This window comes from Pseudomonas sp. JV449 (assembly GCF_032424295.1).
GTDB classification, from domain to species: Bacteria; Pseudomonadota; Gammaproteobacteria; order Pseudomonadales; family Pseudomonadaceae; genus Aquipseudomonas; species Aquipseudomonas marginalis.
Genome location: NZ_VYKD01000032.1, coordinates 24,485 through 42,848 on the forward strand (window position 1 = coordinate 24,485; position 18,364 = coordinate 42,848).

The following is an 18,364-nucleotide window of genomic DNA, read 5'->3' on the forward strand; positions in this document are numbered from 1 at the left end:
TGATGAACAACGTGAATAATGCCAGCGTCCCCATCGGGATGACGACCCCCCACCTATTCCCGACTGCCTCCTGGAACACACCCAACGACAACTACATCCTGATGAACGCCAAGGATCGGTTCACGACAAGCGTCGCAAAGGATCTGAACAGCGGATACATGAGTCCAGAGGTCAGCCAAATAGCCGATGCCGTGATGTGGCCGGGTAAAAAAAACAGCCCTCAAGTGCAAGTCAAGACCTTTGCCGTGGATGGCATCCAAGCCAGGGACATCATATTTATTCAGCGTGTTCCGGCTGTGCCTGACGAGCCGAATATCGTGCTATTTGTTCCAGAAAAGGAAGGTCGTTCACTTCACTCATTCACAACCACCGAAGAAATGAACGCATGGGTGAAAACCCAGGCCAACGAGCCCAAGCGACTGGAGTCCTTCAGCCAGCATTTTGCGGGCGGTGAGTCATCCGAAAAAAAAACACGGGTTATCGATACACTGATTCGGTTCAGAAACAATGATATCAACGCCATCGTCGGCCCCTATGCCAATGAAGGCGACAATATCTTCGGGCGTCTGGATAAAGGCCCCACTGCGCCGCCCACTGCGGTCAATGGCTTGACGAATATTAAAGAGGAAAGCTCTTCACCGAGCGGACGACTGCTTTATTCCGGGCAGCGACCCGACGGAGAAACAGTCTTGTTTACCTATGACGCCTACGGAAACCTTCTGGGCCAAGACAAACAGCACAACTTCTATTTTGTGAAAGATGGCTTGAACAGTCACAAGCCACTGGTGCCAATCACATTCGGCGAGTTCAAGTACAAAGTCCAGAACGAAGCGGCTGAAAATGTCGGAGCAAACGATCTCCGGGGATTCTACGAGGAGTTTCTCAAACACCTTGAGCACCCCTCTGCAGGTATCGCGGATGCCTTGCAAGTATTCGGTGTGAATAAAACCACCGCAGACACCGTAGAGCGCTACCTGGACAACCCATTCAGTGCTCTGTTGGTTGACTTGAATACAAACAATCAGCTTGGCAAGGTATTCGGTCTCGACAAGTCGACGCTGGACGCAGAGCTCAAAAACGTCGGTGATTTCGCACAGGGATTCATCCCTGCCTATGGCCAAGCCAGAATGCTGTCTTCGCTGCTGGCCAAAGCGCTTCGAAATGAGGCGCTGTCTGTTCAGGAGACAAGGGACCTGGCAGATGGGCTTGCGTTGAAACCGAACAGCCCCGCGAGGAAAAACCTGCCCGAGTCTAAACCGTCACTCAAGTCGAACAGCCCCACGTCAGCAACGCCTGCGACCCAGCCAATAAAAGAACCCGTCAGCGCCGTACCCGATCCGGGGCCCACTGCCGACGAAGTCAATCGTCTGCGCCCGTCACAGTGGCTCGATATCAGCAACCACGCCGTCGTGGAGGGAGAACAACTGATCTCGGGGGCTCATGCCAACGCCAAAGGCATGTATCAAGTAAAAGGAAGTGATGGTGCAGACAGGTGGTTTATCCGTTTGACCGATGCTGAAGACATCAGCCGTATCTATGAGATCGACGGTAGGTTCAAACTCAGTGACGGGTATGCCCGCATTATTGATCCCGAGACGAGAAAGCCTGTGATGACGGTGCACTCCACCCAGGACGGCGCCTGGGAGCCGATCAACGGACCGGGAGGAATAAGGTGGCCATGGTGGTCAAGAGGTTCGGCGGAGCAAAGTTTTGACCCCGCCGCGTACGACTACCCTGCACAGGGAGAAGCATCAACGTCGCGGACAAACGAGAAAATCGACAAGCGAATGAAGCAGGACGCTGACACCTTCCATAAAAAGGCCAAGACCAAGGAGCGCCCCGCTCACTCGGATATCCCGGGCAATGCGTCAATGTCAGAGGTCATCAATACCGTCTACCAGAAATCCCTCGGCATGATTATTGGCGAAGACCATTCCCAATCTGCCGGTCTGCGACTGCTGATCGATAATGCAGCCGAGTTTGAGAGAAACAATGTCTCCACACTGTACTCGGAAGGGTTCGAGCATTCGTTGCAGCCCGATCTGGACAGGTTTTTCGAAACCGGTGAATTTTCACCCGCGCTAAGATCGAATTTGCGATTGATTGACCGCGCCCACAGTACACACGGGGCATACACCAATCGAGAGCTTCTGTTGACCATGCGAGCGCATGGTGTTCGAGTCAAAGCGATTGATGTGCCTTCAGTAGAACCGAAGTCCACACGTCTCAAAAACATGAACTACTACGCAACCAAACTGATCGAGCACGACCAAGCCGCGAACCCGCAGTCCAAATGGGTTGCAAGAGTCGGCAGCGACCATGTGTTCACCTATGACGGCGAACCTGCGATTCGAGGCATATCTCAGTTGACAGGCGCCACCGGGGTTAGTGTCGACGATGCAATCCCCGGCAAGGGCCCCTCGCTTATTCAATCCAGAGACAAGACAGAACTCTACATTGACCTGTAAACCGTTGGATAAGGTGCTCTAGAGCACCTTATCCAGGGTGATCGGAAACTCTCGCACCCGCTTGCCGGTGGCATGGTAGACCGCATTCGCCACCGCCGCCGCCACCCCGACAATGCCGATCTCTCCCACGCCCTTGGACCCAAGGGCGTTGACGATCTCGTCATGTTCCTCGACAAACACTACGTCAATCTCGCCGATATCGGCATTTACCGGGATGTGGTACTCGGCCAGGCTGTGGTTCATGTAGCGACCCAACTGATGGTCGATCTGGGTCTCTTCATGCAGGGCCATGCCGATGCCCCACACCACCCCGCCGAGGATCTGGCTGCGGGCCATCTTCGGGTTGACCACCCGCCCGGCCGCAATGACGCTGACCACGCGGCTGACCTTGATCGTGCCCAAGTCTTCATCCACCCGCACTTCGACGAACACCGCCGAATGGGTCGCGGTGGCGTAGCCCTCGCGTTTCTTGTCCGGCTCGCTGTCGACCTGGACTTCCACGCTCTCTTCACCGCTGTCCTTGACCAGCTGTGCCAACGACACGCTCACGTCGCCGGTGTGCAGTTGGCCGTCTTCAAAACGCACGGACTCGGCATCCTTGAACACCGGGTAAGTCTGCCGGGCAATGGTCAGCAGCCTCGCGCTCAACGCTTCGCAGGCTTGCTGCACGGCGGTGCCGACGGACGACACGGTGAACGAGCCGCCTTGCAGCGGCGCGGTGGGCAATGAAGAGTCGCCGAGCAGGAACACCACGTCCTCAACCGCCACGCCACTGGCCTGCGCCGCGATCTGGGTCATCACCGTGTAGGTGCCGGTGCCGATGTCCGTGGTGGCGCTGCTGACGGTCAGCTTGCCCTCGGCGTCGATGCGCGCCTTGGCGCTGGCCTTCATCTGCATGGCCTCCCACACGCCACCGGCCATGCCCCAGCCGATCAACTGGCAGCCGTCGCGCATGCTGCGCGGTTCCGGGTTGCGCTGGCTCCAGCCGAAGCGCTCGGCACCGTCGCTGTAACACTCGCGCAGGGCCTTGCTCGACCAGGGTTTGTCTTCGTTCTGGTTGCGCTCGGCGTAGTTGACCAGCCGCAGTTGCACCGGGTCCATGCCCAAGGCGCTGGCCAATTCGTCCATGGCGCACTCCAGGCCGATCACGCCCAAGGCAGCGCCGGGCGCGCGCATGTCCAGGGGCGTGAATACATCCAGCGGCACCAGTTTGTAGGTCAGTTGCACGTTGTCGCAGTGATAGAGCATGCCGCTCCACTCCACCACGTGCTCGCTGAAGTCTTCGAAGCGCGAGGTCTGGCCAATCGCCGTATGCCCCAATGCCAGCAGGCGACCATTGGCGGCGGCGCCCATCTGCAAACGCTGCAAGGTGCGCGGGCGGTAGCCGAAGGTGAACATCTGCTGGCGGGTCAGGGTGACGCGCACCGAGCGCTTGAGCGCCAGGGACGCCATCACCGCCAGCGGCAATTGATACTGCGGGCGCAAACCCGAGCCGAACGCGCCGCCGACGAATGCGGCGAAGATCCGCACCTGGCTTTTATCCAGGCCGAACACGTCTTGCACATAGGCCTGGCAGTTCTGCGGGCCCTGGGTCTTGTCATGAATATGCAAGGTGCCGTCCGGCTGATACAGCACGGTGCTGGCGTGGGGTTCCATGGGGTTGTGGTGTTCGATGGGGGTGCTGTAGTGCAGGTCGAGGCTGACGGCGGCAGCGGCCCACTCGGCCTGGAAATTGCCACGCGGCTTGGGCGGCGCCTGCGGTGAAGCATGGGCCTGTTCCTGCTGGGCGAGCAGGTCGGTCTCGAAGTCTTCCCGTGCGTAGTCGATCGCTACCAGCGAGCCGGCATGTCGCGCCAGTTCAAGGTTGTCGGCGATCACCAGGGCCAGGGGCTGGCCGCTGTACAGCACACGGTCGTTATACAGCGGGCGAAACGGTGAGCCGTCCGCCGCATCGTCATCCTGGAAGGCATCGTCGTAACGGGCGATTGCCGGCCGGTTGAGGTGATGGATAACCGCCACCACGCCCGGCAGGGCCAGTGCCCTGGACGCATCGATCGCCAGCACACGGCCCTTGGCGATGGTGCTGGACACCACACTGCCGTGGAGCAGGCCGTCCTCGGGAAACTCACCGGCATAACGCGCCTGGCCGGTGACCTTGAGCAGACCGTCGACACGGTCCAGGGGTTTGCCAATAGCGGTCATGGGCGATCTCCTGCGACGGCGGCGTCGCTCAGGGCACGGATGATTGCGCGGCGCGCCAGCTTGATCTTGAAGCCGTTGTGTTCCAGCGGCTCGGCATCTTGCAGCATCGCGTCGGCGGCATTGCTGAAGGTTTCGCGGCTGACCACTTGGCCGATCAACGAGGCTTCCACCGCACGGTCACGCCAGGGTTTATGGGCCACGCCGCCGAGGGCCAGGCGCGCGTCGACGATTCGATCGCCGTCCAACTCGAGAGCGGCGGCCACCGAAACCAAGGCAAACGCGTAAGACGCGCGGTCGCGGATTTTCAGGTAATGGCTGTGACGGGCCAGGTGGTCGGCGGGCAATTCGATGGCGGTGATCAGCTCATCGTCGGCCAGTTGGTTGTCGCGTTGCGGCGCATCACCGGGCAGGCGGTGGAAGTCGGCAAACTCGATAATCCGCGCGCCGCCTCGGCCTTCGACATGCACCCGCGCCTCCAGCGCCGCCAGGGCCACGCACATGTCCGAAGGGTGAGTGGCCACGCACTGTTCGCTGGCGCCAAGGATCGCATGGATACGGTTCAACCCAGTGCGCGCCGGGCAGCCGCTGCCGGGCTCACGCTTGTTGCAGGGCACGCTGGCGTCATAGAAGTAGTAGCAACGGGTGCGCTGCAACAGGTTGCCGCCGGTACTGGCCATATTGCGCAGTTGCGGCGAAGCACCGGCAAGGATCGCCTGGGACAGCAACGGGTAACGCTGTTCGATCAGCGGGTGCCAGGCCAGTTCGGCATTGCTCACCAGCGCGCCGATGCGCAGGCCACCCTCGGCGGTTTGTTCAATCTCATTGAGCGGCAGGCCGGTGATATCGATCAGGTGCTCGGGGCGGCTGATGTTTTCTTTCATCAAGTCCAGCAGGTTGGTGCCGCCGGCAATAAAGCGCGACGCGGCGCTGCTCAGGTGCACGGCTGCGTGGACATCCGCCGGTTTGCTGTACTGGAAGGGATTCATTGCTCACCTCCCTGGGCGCGGCACGCCGGCAAAGCCTCTTCGATGGCATCGCGGATATTGCTGTAGGCGCCGCAGCGGCACAGGTTGCCGCTCATCAGCTCCTGGATCTGTGCACTGTCGTGGGCACGGCCTTCATTGACCAGGCCGACGGCGGAGCAAATCTGCCCGGGCGTGCAGTAGCCGCACTGGAAGGCGTCGTGCTTGATGAAGGCTTGCTGCATCGGGTGCAGTTGGTCGCCGTCGGCCAGGCCTTCGATGGTGGTCAGCTCGGCACCGTCGCACATCACCGCCAGGGTCAGGCAGGCGTTGATGCGTTTGCCGTCGCGCAATACTGTGCACGCACCGCACTGGCCGTGGTCGCAGCCTTTTTTGCTGCCGACCAGGTCCAGTTGCTCGCGCAGCAGGTCCAGCAACGTGGTCCAGGGCAATACATCGAGTTGGCGGTCCTGACCATTGAGGGTCAAGCGTATGGAGTGGGCGACGAACGGCTGGGCCGCCGCGCCATTGGGGGTCGCGCTCATAAACACCTCACGGGTTGGTGTACATCCGCGGCGTTCAGGAAAGTCGCCGTCTCAGGGGTACGACTTCCCGGGGTATTGAGCGTTCAAGATGATTGATCAGCGGATATTGAGCAGGGTCTTCAAGGTATTCCGCGGGCCGTTGATCGACGAGTTGCTGTATTCGAACCAGCCTTGGGCCTGGACATTCAGGTCAAATACATAGATGTAGCCCATCAGCGTGCCCGTCCCGCTGCAGGCTTCGCTGATGCTGCCGACCTGGCACACGGGCGTACGTTGCCCGTTCAGTTCGGCACCATTGAAGCGACCCACCGGGTTGTTACCCAGGCCGACTTCCATCACCGACACTTGGGTGGGCCCACGGTGCGTGCACATCTGGGTGCTTTGCGCGCGCTCCGGGATGGTTTCCGTGCAGTGCGCCGATTCGACCTTGAACACGCGCACCTCGCTCAAGGGCGGTGCAGTCGCGCCCCACACCGGTGCCGCGCCCAACCACAGGCCGAGACAAGGGATCAGGGCTAGACTCCACGCGTTGGCTTTTTTCATGCTGTCGATGACCTGCTGTTGAACGTCGCCGCAGTATGCCTCAAGGCCATGCGCCACACAGCCTCGGCTGCTGGTATGATGCGCCGCTTTTTCCGATCCTCTCTGGAACCACAGGCGCTTGGCGCAGTTTGTGCTTTGACTTAGAGGTCAACAAATAACGACGCAACATAGCGTCACAGGGAGCAGGCATGCTGGAAAAGCTGTTTCAACTCAAGGCACACAACACCAACGTGCGCACCGAGATCCTCGCGGGCATCACGACATTCCTGGCCATGGCCTACATCCTGTTCGTGAACCCGAGCATCCTCGGCGAGACCGGCATGGACAAGGGCGCGGTATTTGTCGCGACCTGCCTGGCGGCGGCCATCGGTTCGACCGTGATGGGCCTGATCGCCAACTACCCGATCGCGCTGGCACCGGGCATGGGCCTCAACGCCTTCTTTACCTACACCGTGGTGTTGCACATGGGCCACACCTGGCAGGTTGCGCTGGGTGCGGTATTCATTTCGGCGGTGCTGTTCTTCCTGCTGTCGATCTTCCGTATCCGTGAGTGGATCATCAACAGCATTCCCCTGCCCCTGCGTTCGGCGATTGCCGCCGGTATCGGCCTGTTCCTGGCACTGATCGCCCTGCACAACGCCGGGATCGTGGTCGGCAACCCCAACACCCTGGTGGGCATGGGCGACCTGACCAAGCCGGCGCCTATCCTGGCCATCCTCGGCTTCATGCTGATCGTTGCGCTGGAAGCCCTGGCCGTACGCGGCGCGGTGCTGATCGGCATCCTGGCGGTGACCATCGTCTCCATTCTGCTGGGCGTCACCGCGTTCGGCGGCGTGATGTCCATGCCGCCGTCCCTGGCCCCGACTTTCCTGCAGCTGGATATCAAGGGCGCGCTGGACATCGGCCTGGTCAGCGTGATCTTCGCCTTCCTGTTCGTCGACCTGTTCGACAACTCCGGCACCCTGATCGGCGTGGCCAAGCGCGCCGGGCTGATGGGCAAGGACGGCCACATGCCGAAAATGGGCCGTGCGCTGATCGCCGACAGTACCGCCGCCATGGCCGGTTCCCTGCTGGGTACGTCGACCACCACCAGCTACATCGAATCCGCTGCGGGCGTAAGCGCCGGTGGCCGTACCGGCTTGACCGCCATCGTGGTGGCGATCCTGTTCCTGCTGGCGCTGTTCTTCTCGCCGCTGGCCGCCAGCGTACCGGCCTTTGCTACCGCGCCGGCGCTGCTGTTCGTCGCCGTATTGATGACCTCAGGCCTGGCCGAAATCGACTGGGATGACATTACCGTTGCAGCGCCGGTGGTGATCACCGCCCTGGCGATGCCCTTCACTTACTCCATCGCCAACGGCATTGCCTTCGGTTTCATCGCCTGGACCGCCATCAAGCTGCTTTCGGGCCGCTACCGTGAGCTCAACCCGGCACTGGTGATTCTGTCGATTCTGTTCGTGATCAAGCTGGGCTGGTTCAACGCATGACTTTTGACGCCACACGCTACACCGCTCAACTGCAAGACAAGGTCACGCGCTTGCGTGACCTGTTGGCACCGTTCGACGCACCCGAGCCGCAGGTCTTCGAGTCGCCTCTGCAGAACTTCCGCCTGCGGGCGGAGTTCCGCTTGTGGCGCGAAGGCGGTGAACGCCACTACGCGATGTTTTCCCAGGACGACAAGCGCACGCCGATCCTGATCGAAGAATTCCCCATCGCCAGCCAGCGCATCAACCAGTTGATGCCGCAGCTCAAGGCCGCCTGGCAAGCCAGCGCCGCCCTGAGCCACAAGCTGTTCCAGGTGGAGTTCCTCACCACCCTGGCCGGCGACGCGATGATCACCCTGTGTTATCACCGCCCGCTGGACGAGCACTGGCACACCGCGGCGAATAAGCTGGCGGCTGATTTGAATGTGAGCATCATCGGCCGCTCCAAGGGCAAGCGCGATGTGATCGGCCACGACTACGTGGTGGAAAAACTCGACGTCGGCGGCCGCACCTTCAGCTACCGTCAACCCGAAGGCGCGTTCACCCAGCCCAACGGCACGGTGAACCAGAAGATGCTCAACTGGGCATACGAAGCCTTGGGCGATCGCCCGGATGACTTGCTGGAGCTGTATTGCGGCAACGGCAACTTCACCCTGCCCCTGGCCACCCGTGTGCGTAAAGTGATGGCTACCGAGATCAGCAAGACCTCGGTGAATGCGGCCCTGAGCAACCTCGATGAAAACGCGGTGGGTAACGTCACCCTGGTGCGCCTCTCCGCCGAAGAACTTACCGAAGCGCTGAACGAAGTGCGCCCATTCCGCCGCCTGCACGGCATCGACCTCAAAAGCTACGAATTCGGTAGCGTGTTCGTCGACCCGCCCCGCGCCGGCATGGACCCGGACACCTGCGAACTGACCCGGCGCTTCGACAACATCCTGTACATCTCCTGCAACCCGGAGACGCTGGCAGCGAATATTGCGCAACTGCATGACACCCACCGCATTACCCAGTGTGCGATGTTTGACCAGTTCCCGTGGACGCACCATATGGAATCCGGGGTGTTATTGACCCGGCGGTAATTCAGCGTCCTCAGGTTCCTTCTTGCGTGGCCGGCCGCCCTTCTTGCCATTGGCGCGGGCGGCGGCGGATTTGGCAGCGCTGCTCTTGCGACCGTTGCGTGATGCTACCAGGCTGGTAGCCAGGTCCATCAGCGGCTGGCTTGTGGCGATCAGGCCCGTGATCGAAACATCCAGATCCTGGGCCTCACAGCTAATGGCCTTGCCACCGAAACTGACTTCCAACTGCTGGAAATCTTCCTCTGAAAACCCTTCGAACTCCGGCAGGCCGGCCACCGGCAACATGACGCGGCTGCCGTCGCTGAAGCCGATGGAGATGCAATCGTTTTCGTAACGCACATTGCTGGCGTTGGCGTACAGGCGCTTTAGCCTGCGGCCACGGGCGATTGCCTTGTCGACGTCGGCGTCAGTGAGAGGTACATAAGGTATGACTTTGGCTTTTACGATTTTCATAAATTAATCCCTACGCAATCTGGCGCTCTTACCAGATTCAAAATGGTCCGTTGCGCTAAGGCATCGTGCCAGGCGCTTGCGATAACGTAGACACCACGTCGAATGACTAACCCTGGAACCAATTCACTGGTGTCCCAGTTCCAGGAATGGTTCTCCAGGCAAACCGTTTGCAGTTTTTCCCACCAAATCCTGCGCGCCCGTGCCAGATAATGTCGCTGCATGATTACCTCGCGTATTTCCTTCAGAACCGCAGTGGGTGGCCGCCTCCGTTCAGGCTCTACATCCCACAACTCAACGTCCCCATCCAAAAAACTGAAACGAAACCGCGCATCCCACCCCTTGCCCCTGACATGTACATGAGGCGGGCAATGCTCGTCCCTGATAAACACCGAGATGACATACCCCTTGTAAGCACCTACTTTCATCGTAACCCATCCGTTAGGTTATTTTCCGCCAGGTAACAATTTCCCTCTACCACCCGACAACCGGCTCCATGGTCTCGAAGCTGTTTCACAGATTAGTAACGACAAAAAACCCGGCGAATGCCGGGTTGTAACCATTCATGCCGAGGGCTGAAAATACCCCGCCAACGCCCGCAAGTCCTGCTCACTCAGCAACCCCGCGTAATACTTCAACTGAATCCTGGCCAGCAAATACGCGTGCCGCGCATTCGCCAGATCACGGCGGGCGGTGAACAGTTGTTGCTCGGCGTCGAGCACGTCGAGGTTGACCCGCTCACCGCCGCTGACGCTCTTTTTGGTCGCAGTGACCAGCGCGGTGGCGGAGCTGACAGCCATCTCGTAGGCACGCACTTTCGCCGCGCCACTGGTGTTGAGGTTGAACTGCTTGCGCAGCTCCACCAGCGTCGCCGAGGTATGTGCGTCCAGCTCGTATTGGGCCTGGGACAGTTGATTGGCCGCCTGGCGCGTAGAGGCCGATACCGACCCGCCGGCAAACAACGGCAGGCTGACCTGGATACCGACGCTGTTGGTGTCGTACTTCTGGTTGTAGCTGCTTTCCGAATCGGAGCTGGTCTGGCGGCTGCTGGCGTACAGGCTGACCTTGGGCATGTGCCCGGCGCGTTTGCGCTCGACTTCGTAAGAGGCCACGTCCAGCGCGTGGTGCTGGGACTTGAGTTCTGGATTATTGGCCATGGCCAGTTCGCGCCAGGTTTCGAAGCGGTTGGGCTCCAGGGGCGGGATGTCGAATGGACGGGCCAGGGGTGCCGGCGCTTCGATCTGCAACGGTTGGCCGACAATCGCTTCCAGCTCGCGCAAGGCGCTGTCCTGGGCGTCCAGCGACTCGATTTCCTCTGCCTGGGCCAGGCTCAAGCGCGCCTGGGTTTCCAGTACATCGGTGCGCGTGCCTTCACCGCCTTTGAGCAGACGATCATTGAGTTGCAGGCGTTCGGCATACGCACGTTTCTGCGCACGGCTCAACTCGATGCGTTCCTGCGCCAGCAGCGCCTGGCTGTAGGCGCTGAGCACGCGCACGGCCAGTTCCTGGCTCTTGCTGCGAAAACGCTCATCGGCCATCAGCGCCTGAGCCGTGCCTTGACGAAAGCGCGCATAGGCTTCGTAGTCCAGCAACGGTTGCTGCAAAGTCAGGGTCGAGGCATAGCTGCGGTAATCACGGTCGCTGGTGACATCGCCGACGGCGGTGCTTTGGGTAACTTCGGATTCGTTGCGCGAGTTGTTATAGCTCCAGGACAGGTTCGGCAATAACGCTGCACGGCCGATCACGCGGTTCTCTTCACCGGCCTCGCGCTCCTGGATGGCGGCCTGGAAGGTCGGGTCATTGCGCAGGGCGAGGTCGTAGGCGTCGAGCAAACCCAAGGCATGTGCCGCCGGTGTAACGCTCAGGCACAGGGTAAAAAACAGTGCCTTCATTCTTCCACCAGGGCCATGTGGGTACGGTCCAGCAAGGGTTTGAACAGGTAGTTGAGCATCGAACGCTCACCGGTCTTGATGAAGGTTTCCACCGGCATGCCCGGACGAATCCGCACGCCGTCCAGTTGTTGCATGCCCGCCGCACTGACCTGGGCGCGCACGGTGTAATAAGGCTCGTCGGTGCGCTCATCGACCTGGCGGTCGGCGGAGACCAGCGTCACCTCACCGGCCACCCGTGGGGTGGTGGCCTGGTTGAAGGCCGAGAACAGCAACTCCACCGGTAGGCCCGGATGCACTTTGTCGATCATTTGCACCGGCACCCGCGCTTCCACCCACAACGCTTCGCCCTGGGGCACGATGTCCATCAGCGCCTGGCCGGGCTTGATCACCCCGCCTTCGGTGTACACCTCCAACCCCACCACCACCCCCGAGGCCGGCGCCCGCACCAGGCTGTTGGCCAGTTCGAACTCGGCCGAGGCCAGGCGGTTGCGCAGGTCGTCGCTGCGGGTGCGGGTCTCGGCCAACTGACCGCGCAGGTCTTTCTGGAAGTCTTCGCCGAGCTGGCGGATGCGCAGGCGCAGTTCCAGAACCTGGCGCTGCAACTGGCCGATGCGTCCGTAGTCTTCGGCAATCGCGCCGTCGACCTGGGCGTACAGGCGCTCGCTGTCGAGCAGGCGATTGCGCGGGATATAGCCATCGCGCGCCAGCTCGCGCAGCCCTTGCAGTTGCTCATTCAATGCCGCGCGTTGCTGCAGCTTGCTCGCCTGGGAATCCCGCGTGCCACGCAACTGCGCCTCGGCGCCGGCGATGGTTTCGCGCAGGCCTTGCTGCTCGGTGGCCAGCGCCTGGGCGCGGCTGGTGAACAGTTGCCGTTGCAGATTCAGGGTGTTGGCGGCCTCCGGCTCGTTGAGCAATTCAGGACCGAAGGTGATGGCGGGCAGACCTTCGCTTTCCGCACTCAAGCGCGCCTCACTGGCCAGGGACGCCAGGTACTGGCTGCGCAGCGACTGCATCTGCCCGCGCAAGGGCGTCTCCTTCAAGCGCAACAGCACCTGGCCGGCGTTGACCACATCACCGTCACGCACCTCGATACGCTCGACGATGCCCCCGGCAGGATGCTGCACGGTCTTGCGATGGCCAGAGACCATGACCTTGCCCGACACCGCCACGCCCTTGTCCAGCGGCGCCAACGCGGCCCAGCCGATAAATCCGGCAAAGCCGCCGAGCACCAGCCACCAGCCCAGGCGCGAATAGTTTTTGTCATCCAGCGCCAACACCGTGTGAGGGCGGTCGCTGACCAGCACCGGCTTACTCATACTCATGCCTGTTTTCCTTCACCGAGGCGGTAGCTCATGCTCAGGGTCGACACCGGTTTGGAGGCTGCCGGTTTCTGCCGCGCCTCCAGCACCCGCGCCGTCGGACCAAAGGCCTGCAACTGGCCGTCCTTGAGGATCAGCAACTGGTCGGTCAGGCTCAGTACATTGGCTTTGTGGGTAATCAGGATCACCGTGCGGCGCTGCTGCTTAAGCTGGGTGATGGCCTGGAGCAGGGCCTGCTCGCCCACTTCGTCGAGGTTGGCGTTGGGCTCATCCAACACGATCAACGCCGGCAGGCCGTACAGCGCACGGGCCAGGGCCACGCGTTGCTTTTGCCCACCGGACAACCCCGCACCGCCCTCCCCCAATTGCGTGTCATAGCCTTGGGGCAGTTGCAGGATCAGGTCATGTACGCCGGCCATTTGCGCGGCGGCCAGGACGTTGTCGGTATCCAGTTCGGCAAACCGTGCGATGTTGTCGGCGATGCTGCCGGCGAACAATTGAATGTCCTGGGGCAGGTAGCCGATGTGCGGGCCGAGTTGCTGTTTGTCCCACTGGGCCAGGTCGGCGCCGTCCAGCCGCACCTTGCCGGCCAGCGGTGCCCAGGCGCCCACCAGCACCCGCGCCAGGGTGGATTTGCCGCAGCCGGAAGGTCCGATCACGCCGAGCACGTCCCCCGCTGGCAGGTTGAACCCCAGGTTCACCAGCGCCGGCCGACGGCTGCCGGGGGCGCAGGCGCTGATGTGCTCGACGCTCAACTGGCCCTTGGGCACCGGCAGGCTCATGCGCGGCGGTCGCGCCGGGTTGGCCGCCAGCAACTGCGACAAGCGCTCGTAGGCCAGGCGCGCCGAGCCCCATTGCTTCCAGACGCCGATCAGTTGGTCGATGGGGCTCAGCACCCGCCCCATCAGGATCGAGCCGGCAATCATCATCCCCGGCGTGATATCGCCCTGCACCGCCAGCAACGCGCCCAGGCCGAGTACCAGCGATTGCAACGCCAGGCGCACGCCCTTGGACCAGGCGGTGACGGCGGCGGTCTTTTCACTGGCCAGGTTTTGCTCGGCGAGGAACGCCTGGTGCTGGTGGAACCAACGCCCGCGCAAGGTGGCGAGCATGCCCATGGCTTCGATGCTGTCGGCATTGCGCAGGTTGGCCGTGGCCTGCTGGCTGGCGTGGATGGACAGTTGGCTGGCCTCGGCCATCGGCGCCTGGCTGACATGGTGGTTGATCCACGCCAACGCGATCAGCATCACCGCGCCGCCCAGCGCCAGCAGGCCAAGCCAGGGGTGGAACAGGAAGATCACCAGCAGGTACACCGGAAACCACGGCGCATCGAAAAACGCGAACAGCGCCTGGCCGGTGGCAAACTGGCGCAAGGTGGTCAGGTCATGCAACGCCTGGCCCGCCGCCTGGGTGCCGCCCTTGAGTTGCGCTTCGAACGCGGCGTCGTAGACCCGCTGGTTCAGGCGCATGTCCATCTGCGTGCCGAGGCGGATCACCACCTGGCTGCGCACCCACTCCAGCGCGCCCATCAGGCCGAACAGGCCGAGGATCATCAACGTCAGCATGAGCAGGGTCATCTGATTGCCCGAGGCCAGCACCCGGTCGTACACCTGCAGCATGTACAACGCCGGGGCCAGCATCAGCAGGTTGATCACCGCCGAGAACAGGCCGATGTTGAAGAAGCCACTTTTATAGGCCGTGAGGGCGGCCAGGGTTTCGTTGCCGGCGTGGCGCATCTGGGGATTCTCGTGGGGTTGAACGTGCAGCGTCGCCGCGTTGACAGCCGATACGACGCTGCGCAGAATTCGGCACCGCCGTCGCCGGAAGAGTTAGAAGGCTTGGGCGACGGCGGTGTAATGCAGCGAATGGGAGAGCGATCTTCCATTCGCTTTTTCATGCAGCAGCAGGTTCAGGCAGCGAGTGCCCAGTCCTGTGCCACGTCCTGCACGCCCACCAGGGCAACATCGGTGGACACTGCGCTGGCGTGTGCCGCCAGGCCCGCAGACACTTCGTCGAAGGTGCTGGCAGTGGACAGGCCGAAGTCGTCGAGCAGGTTGTTGAGCACGGTTTCCAGCGCGGCGGTGTTGCCCTGCATCAAACCGTAGATCACGCTCTGTACGTCGTTGCCAGCCCGGCCGGCGCCCTCGGCGGCGCTCAGGTCGAGGCCGTTGAACGCGACCTTGAAGTCGCTCAGGGAGAAGTCGCTGCCACTGCCGCCGCCCAGGCCTGTACCCAGTTGCACGTTATCCAGGTCGCCCCACAGGTAGTGGTTCAGGTTGCTGCTGGCGGGCAACGACGGGTTGAACACATAGTGCAGGCCATTGCTGGTGTCGCTGTCGGCGATGAACGCGTACTCGGAGTTGTTGGCGCCGTGGGTCGAATACTGGTCGCCGCTGAGGGTGCCGTTGCTGAAACCGCCGGTGTTGCTGGTGCCGTGCCCTGCAGTGTTGAACCCCACTGCCCAGGAGCTCAGGTAGTCCGATACCGACAGAGAACCCAGGCCCGAATCGTAGCTAACAGAAATAGTCATCGCTAAACCTCGTTAAACAACGTTGTTGATGAGCACGCCGGTGCGGCGCGCCTTTTTGCCCACCCATGGGCAAAACCGTTGATCAGGTGCCTGCGCACGCTGATCAGAATTTGTATTCCAACATGCCGCTCAGGGTTCGCCCGCGCGCCAGGCTGAGGTTGTTGGCGTCGCCCATGGCGACGAAATAGGCTTCATCGGTGGCGTTTTCCAACGCCAGTGCAATGTTCAGTTGATCCGTCATCCAGTAACTGGCGTACAGGTCATAGAGCGTGTACTTGGGCCACATCGCCTGATCCATCAGCTCGTAGCCCTGCTGATTGAGGTTTTCGCCGTTGCCCGAGCTGTAGCGCACACGCACACCCGTATCCAGGCGTTTTTCCATGAAGCGCGTACCCAGGGTCAGCGAGCCGCGATCGGCCGGCATGTACGTGGCGTTACCCATGATTCGCCCGCAGCTTTCCTTGTTGTTGGCGACGTCGTCATCCAACACCTCATAGGTGGTGACCGGCCGTATGCCGATGCGCCCATCCGGCAGGGTGAAACGCTCCAGGCGAGTAGTCCTTGGCCCGGTGGTCTTGGCACCGCCCATGTAATAGTTCTTCGAGCAGAACTCATTGCTGCCGATCATGTGGGTGTAGCTGAGGTTGGCGTACGCGCGGCCCATGTCGTAATTGAGCTGGTATTCAACCCCGCGAAAACGTGTCGGGTTGGTGTTATTGACGTAAGCCATGGTCCCGAGGAATCCACCCACCTGGGTTTCCGGCAAGCTGACGCTGGTGTTGAGGAAAGAGAAGTTTTCGATCCGGGTATCGAAGTACGCCACCTTCATGCCGAGGCGATCGTCACTGAAAAACAAGCCTTCCTTGAAAACATTCATGCCCACTTCCCAATCCCGTGACTCTTCAGGCTTGAGGTAGGGGTTGGGAAATACGCGCTCTCCCGAACCGCCACCGTGGGGTCGGCCGGTCATGAAGGTTTCGGTCACCGCCGGTGGCCGCCAGCCCTTGCCCCACCGGGTATAGAGCTGCAGCCAGTCGACGCCCGGTTTCACCGCGAGACCGAAGGTGGGGGAAAACTGGCCTTCTTCACGGTCGACCTCCATCACTTCCGAGACACGCCTGGCGCCGACAAGGCTGTTGTAGAAGCGATCACGCCGGTACAGGGTCATGCCGGTTTCGCCTTCGAGCCGATAGCGGTCATAACGCAAGCCCGCATCCAGGGCCAGCCAGCCGCCATATTCGTACTGCGCGTTGTTGAACAGGCTGGCGATGGTGCGTTTGCCCCCTGGCGTGCTGCCCTCTGCGTAAGGCAACAAGCCCAGGTTGTTGGTGGCTTCAACTTTGTTGGTGCGGGGCTTGAACTCGTCCTGATACAGCTCCACCCCGTAGTTCCAGGTGACATGCCCCTGTTCGCCGAAATCAAACCGCGAGGTGTTGTCACCCTGCAGGCCCCAGGTGTCGGTCTGAAAGTGATCGGTGTAGGCGCCGACGTAGTTACCGGTACCTGGCGACGACAGGTTGGGGGCGTTGCTGCGATCCATCTGGGTGGTGACGTAATAGAGCTTGGCCTTGAGATCGATCAGCGGGTTGTCCGGGCTGTAGCTGTAGTCCAGCGCGACGTTTTTGGCGTTGAGGTTGTTTTTGCTGGTGCGTACGTAGTAGGTGCTCTGAAGGTCGTTGGCGATATAGCCCCAGGCATCGTTACTGTCGGTGTCGGTTTCCAGGTAGCTCAACTGCACGCGCTGGTCGTTGGGCAGGTTCAGGCCGAACTTGACGATCTGCGAGCGGGTCACGCTGCCGGTGTCGCCGACTTCGCTGTTCAACCAGTCGTCGAAGGCCGCAGGGGCAGATGACCTGGCGCGCAGGTTGGTGCCCAGGTTGTCGTCGTTGTGCCTGCCGGCGCGGTAGTTACCGAAATGCCGCTCGCTGTAGCCCAGCACGACATCGCCGCGCTCATCACCAAAGGCAAACACGCCACTGCCGTTGAAGTCGGTGCCGTTACCCAGCTCACCGATGCCGCTGCCGGCGCGAAGGCGGCCGCCGTAGTCCTTGCCGTCCTTGAGGAACTCACTGGCATCCAGGGTCTTGAACGAAGCAATGCCGCCCAGCACGGCCGCACCGCCTTGCCCCGACTGGCTGCCCTTGTCGATCTCGATGCTGGAGATGAACTCCGGGTCGATCAGCATGGTGCCGTTGCGCTGCTGGTGGCCGTTGACGTTGAAGTTCTGGCGCATGCCGTCGATGTTCATGTTCACCCGGCCATAGTCCTGCACACCGCGGATATTCACCGACAGACCAGGGTCGCGCTGGTTGACGGCGGTGTAGACGCCGGCGGTTTCTTCGAGCATGTCGGCGGCATGACGGGGCGGACGTTTATCGATCATGTCGCGGCTGATCACCGCCACGGACTTTGGGGTCTGGTACACCCAGTCGCTGGCCTGGCCGTTGGTGTTGCCGGTGATGGTGGTGGTGCCCACGGTCATGGCGCCGTCGTGGTCGTCGCTGACACGGTTGAGGGTGACCTGGCGCTCACCGGTAAAGCGATATTCCACCGGCGTGGCACCGAGCAAACGGCCAAGCCCTTCCTGCACGCTGAAGCTGCCTTTGAGCGCGGTGCTGCTCAAGCCTTGCAGGCGCGGGCTGTCGAACAGCACCTGCAGACCGGCCTGGTCGGCAAAGGCCAATACGGCACTGCCCAAGGATTGCGCCGGGACATCGAACACCCGCACCGCCGACTGGGAAGCGTCCACCTGAGGCTGCACCGCATACACGGGAGCGGCGGCGGCGAACAGCCCCAAGTGGATGGCCAGGGCTAACCGGCTACCGGTGATACGCCCCTTGGTGAGTGCTGACATTTCTGGTTTCCCTGCGCTGATCGTATGTTTGTTTATGCGAAT

General features: G+C 61.5%; 14 protein-coding genes. 3 read left to right on the top strand and 11 right to left on the bottom strand.

Annotation, left to right across the window (positions count from 1 at the left end; all coding sequences use genetic code 11):
• The first annotated feature begins 2 nt into the window (after positions 1 to 2).
• The gene (locus tag F6S08_RS27810; protein WP_242001063.1) at positions 3 to 2,468 is read left to right on the top strand and encodes a membrane-targeted effector domain-containing toxin; all 2,466 of its coding nucleotides are present in this window, start codon (positions 3 to 5) and stop codon (positions 2,466 to 2,468) included.
• Positions 2,469 to 2,486: 18 nt separating this feature from the next.
• Here F6S08_RS27810 and F6S08_RS27815 read toward each other — a convergent pair whose 3' ends face one another.
• The 4 genes from F6S08_RS27815 to F6S08_RS27830 all read right to left on the bottom strand — a co-directional run bounded on the left by F6S08_RS27815 (position 2,487) and on the right by F6S08_RS27830 (position 6,720).
• Positions 2,487 to 4,670, bottom strand: a complete 2,184-nt coding sequence (locus F6S08_RS27815; protein WP_315872638.1) for a xanthine dehydrogenase family protein molybdopterin-binding subunit — start codon at positions 4,668 to 4,670, stop codon at positions 2,487 to 2,489.
• A complete protein-coding gene (locus F6S08_RS27820; protein WP_315872639.1) occupies positions 4,667 to 5,656 on the bottom strand; it encodes a xanthine dehydrogenase family protein subunit M in 990 nt (329 codons plus the stop codon). Before F6S08_RS27820 ends, F6S08_RS27815 begins: the two co-directional genes overlap by 4 nt.
• Entirely contained in the window at positions 5,653 to 6,177 is a 525-nt protein-coding gene (locus F6S08_RS27825; protein WP_092488498.1) for a (2Fe-2S)-binding protein, read from the bottom strand. Before F6S08_RS27825 ends, F6S08_RS27820 begins: the two co-directional genes overlap by 4 nt.
• Positions 6,178 to 6,273: 96 nt before the next feature.
• Positions 6,274 to 6,720 carry a DUF4879 domain-containing protein gene (locus F6S08_RS27830; RefSeq protein WP_065924176.1) on the bottom strand — a complete coding sequence of 149 codons (447 nt, stop codon included), beginning with the start codon at positions 6,718 to 6,720 and terminating at the stop codon, positions 6,274 to 6,276.
• A gap of 188 nt (positions 6,721 to 6,908) precedes the next feature.
• On the opposite strand from F6S08_RS27830, the gene F6S08_RS27835 reads away from it, so the two are divergent.
• Both F6S08_RS27835 and trmA read left to right on the top strand, forming a co-directional pair.
• Entirely contained in the window at positions 6,909 to 8,204 is a 1,296-nt protein-coding gene (locus F6S08_RS27835) for an NCS2 family permease (RefSeq protein WP_053137959.1), read from the top strand.
• A complete protein-coding gene (gene trmA, locus F6S08_RS27840) occupies positions 8,201 to 9,280 on the top strand; it encodes a tRNA (uridine(54)-C5)-methyltransferase TrmA (protein WP_315872640.1) in 1,080 nt (359 codons plus the stop codon). Before F6S08_RS27835 ends, trmA begins: the two co-directional genes overlap by 4 nt.
• On the opposite strand, the gene F6S08_RS27845 is transcribed toward trmA, so the two are convergent.
• From F6S08_RS27845 to F6S08_RS27875, 7 genes are all read right to left on the bottom strand, one after another.
• A complete protein-coding gene (locus F6S08_RS27845) occupies positions 9,263 to 9,730 on the bottom strand; it encodes a DUF2442 domain-containing protein (protein ID WP_065924162.1) in 468 nt (155 codons plus the stop codon). The two genes, trmA and F6S08_RS27845, sit on opposite strands and share 18 nt — an antisense overlap.
• Positions 9,727 to 10,155 (bottom strand): DUF4160 domain-containing protein, encoded by a 429-nt coding sequence (locus F6S08_RS27850; RefSeq protein ID WP_065924161.1) that lies wholly within the window; start codon positions 10,153 to 10,155, stop codon positions 9,727 to 9,729. Before F6S08_RS27850 ends, F6S08_RS27845 begins: the two co-directional genes overlap by 4 nt.
• 135 nt (positions 10,156 to 10,290) lie before the next feature.
• Complete coding sequence (locus F6S08_RS27855; protein ID WP_315872641.1) at positions 10,291 to 11,619, bottom strand: TolC family outer membrane protein; 1,329 nt, start codon at positions 11,617 to 11,619, stop codon at positions 10,291 to 10,293.
• On the bottom strand, positions 11,616 to 12,941 hold the full coding sequence (locus F6S08_RS27860; RefSeq protein ID WP_315872642.1) for an HlyD family type I secretion periplasmic adaptor subunit: 1,326 nt from the start codon (positions 12,939 to 12,941) through the stop codon (positions 11,616 to 11,618). Before F6S08_RS27860 ends, F6S08_RS27855 begins: the two co-directional genes overlap by 4 nt.
• Positions 12,938 to 14,674 carry a type I secretion system permease/ATPase gene (locus F6S08_RS27865; RefSeq protein WP_137212007.1) on the bottom strand — a complete coding sequence of 579 codons (1,737 nt, stop codon included), beginning with the start codon at positions 14,672 to 14,674 and terminating at the stop codon, positions 12,938 to 12,940. Before F6S08_RS27865 ends, F6S08_RS27860 begins: the two co-directional genes overlap by 4 nt.
• Positions 14,675 to 14,847: 173 nt before the next feature.
• The gene (locus F6S08_RS27870; RefSeq protein WP_065924157.1) at positions 14,848 to 15,468 is read right to left on the bottom strand and encodes a heme acquisition protein HasA; all 621 of its coding nucleotides are present in this window, start codon (positions 15,466 to 15,468) and stop codon (positions 14,848 to 14,850) included.
• A gap of 103 nt (positions 15,469 to 15,571) precedes the next feature.
• On the bottom strand, positions 15,572 to 18,322 hold the full coding sequence (locus F6S08_RS27875; protein WP_315872643.1) for a TonB-dependent receptor: 2,751 nt from the start codon (positions 18,320 to 18,322) through the stop codon (positions 15,572 to 15,574).
• Between the last annotated feature and the right edge of the window lie 42 nt (positions 18,323 to 18,364).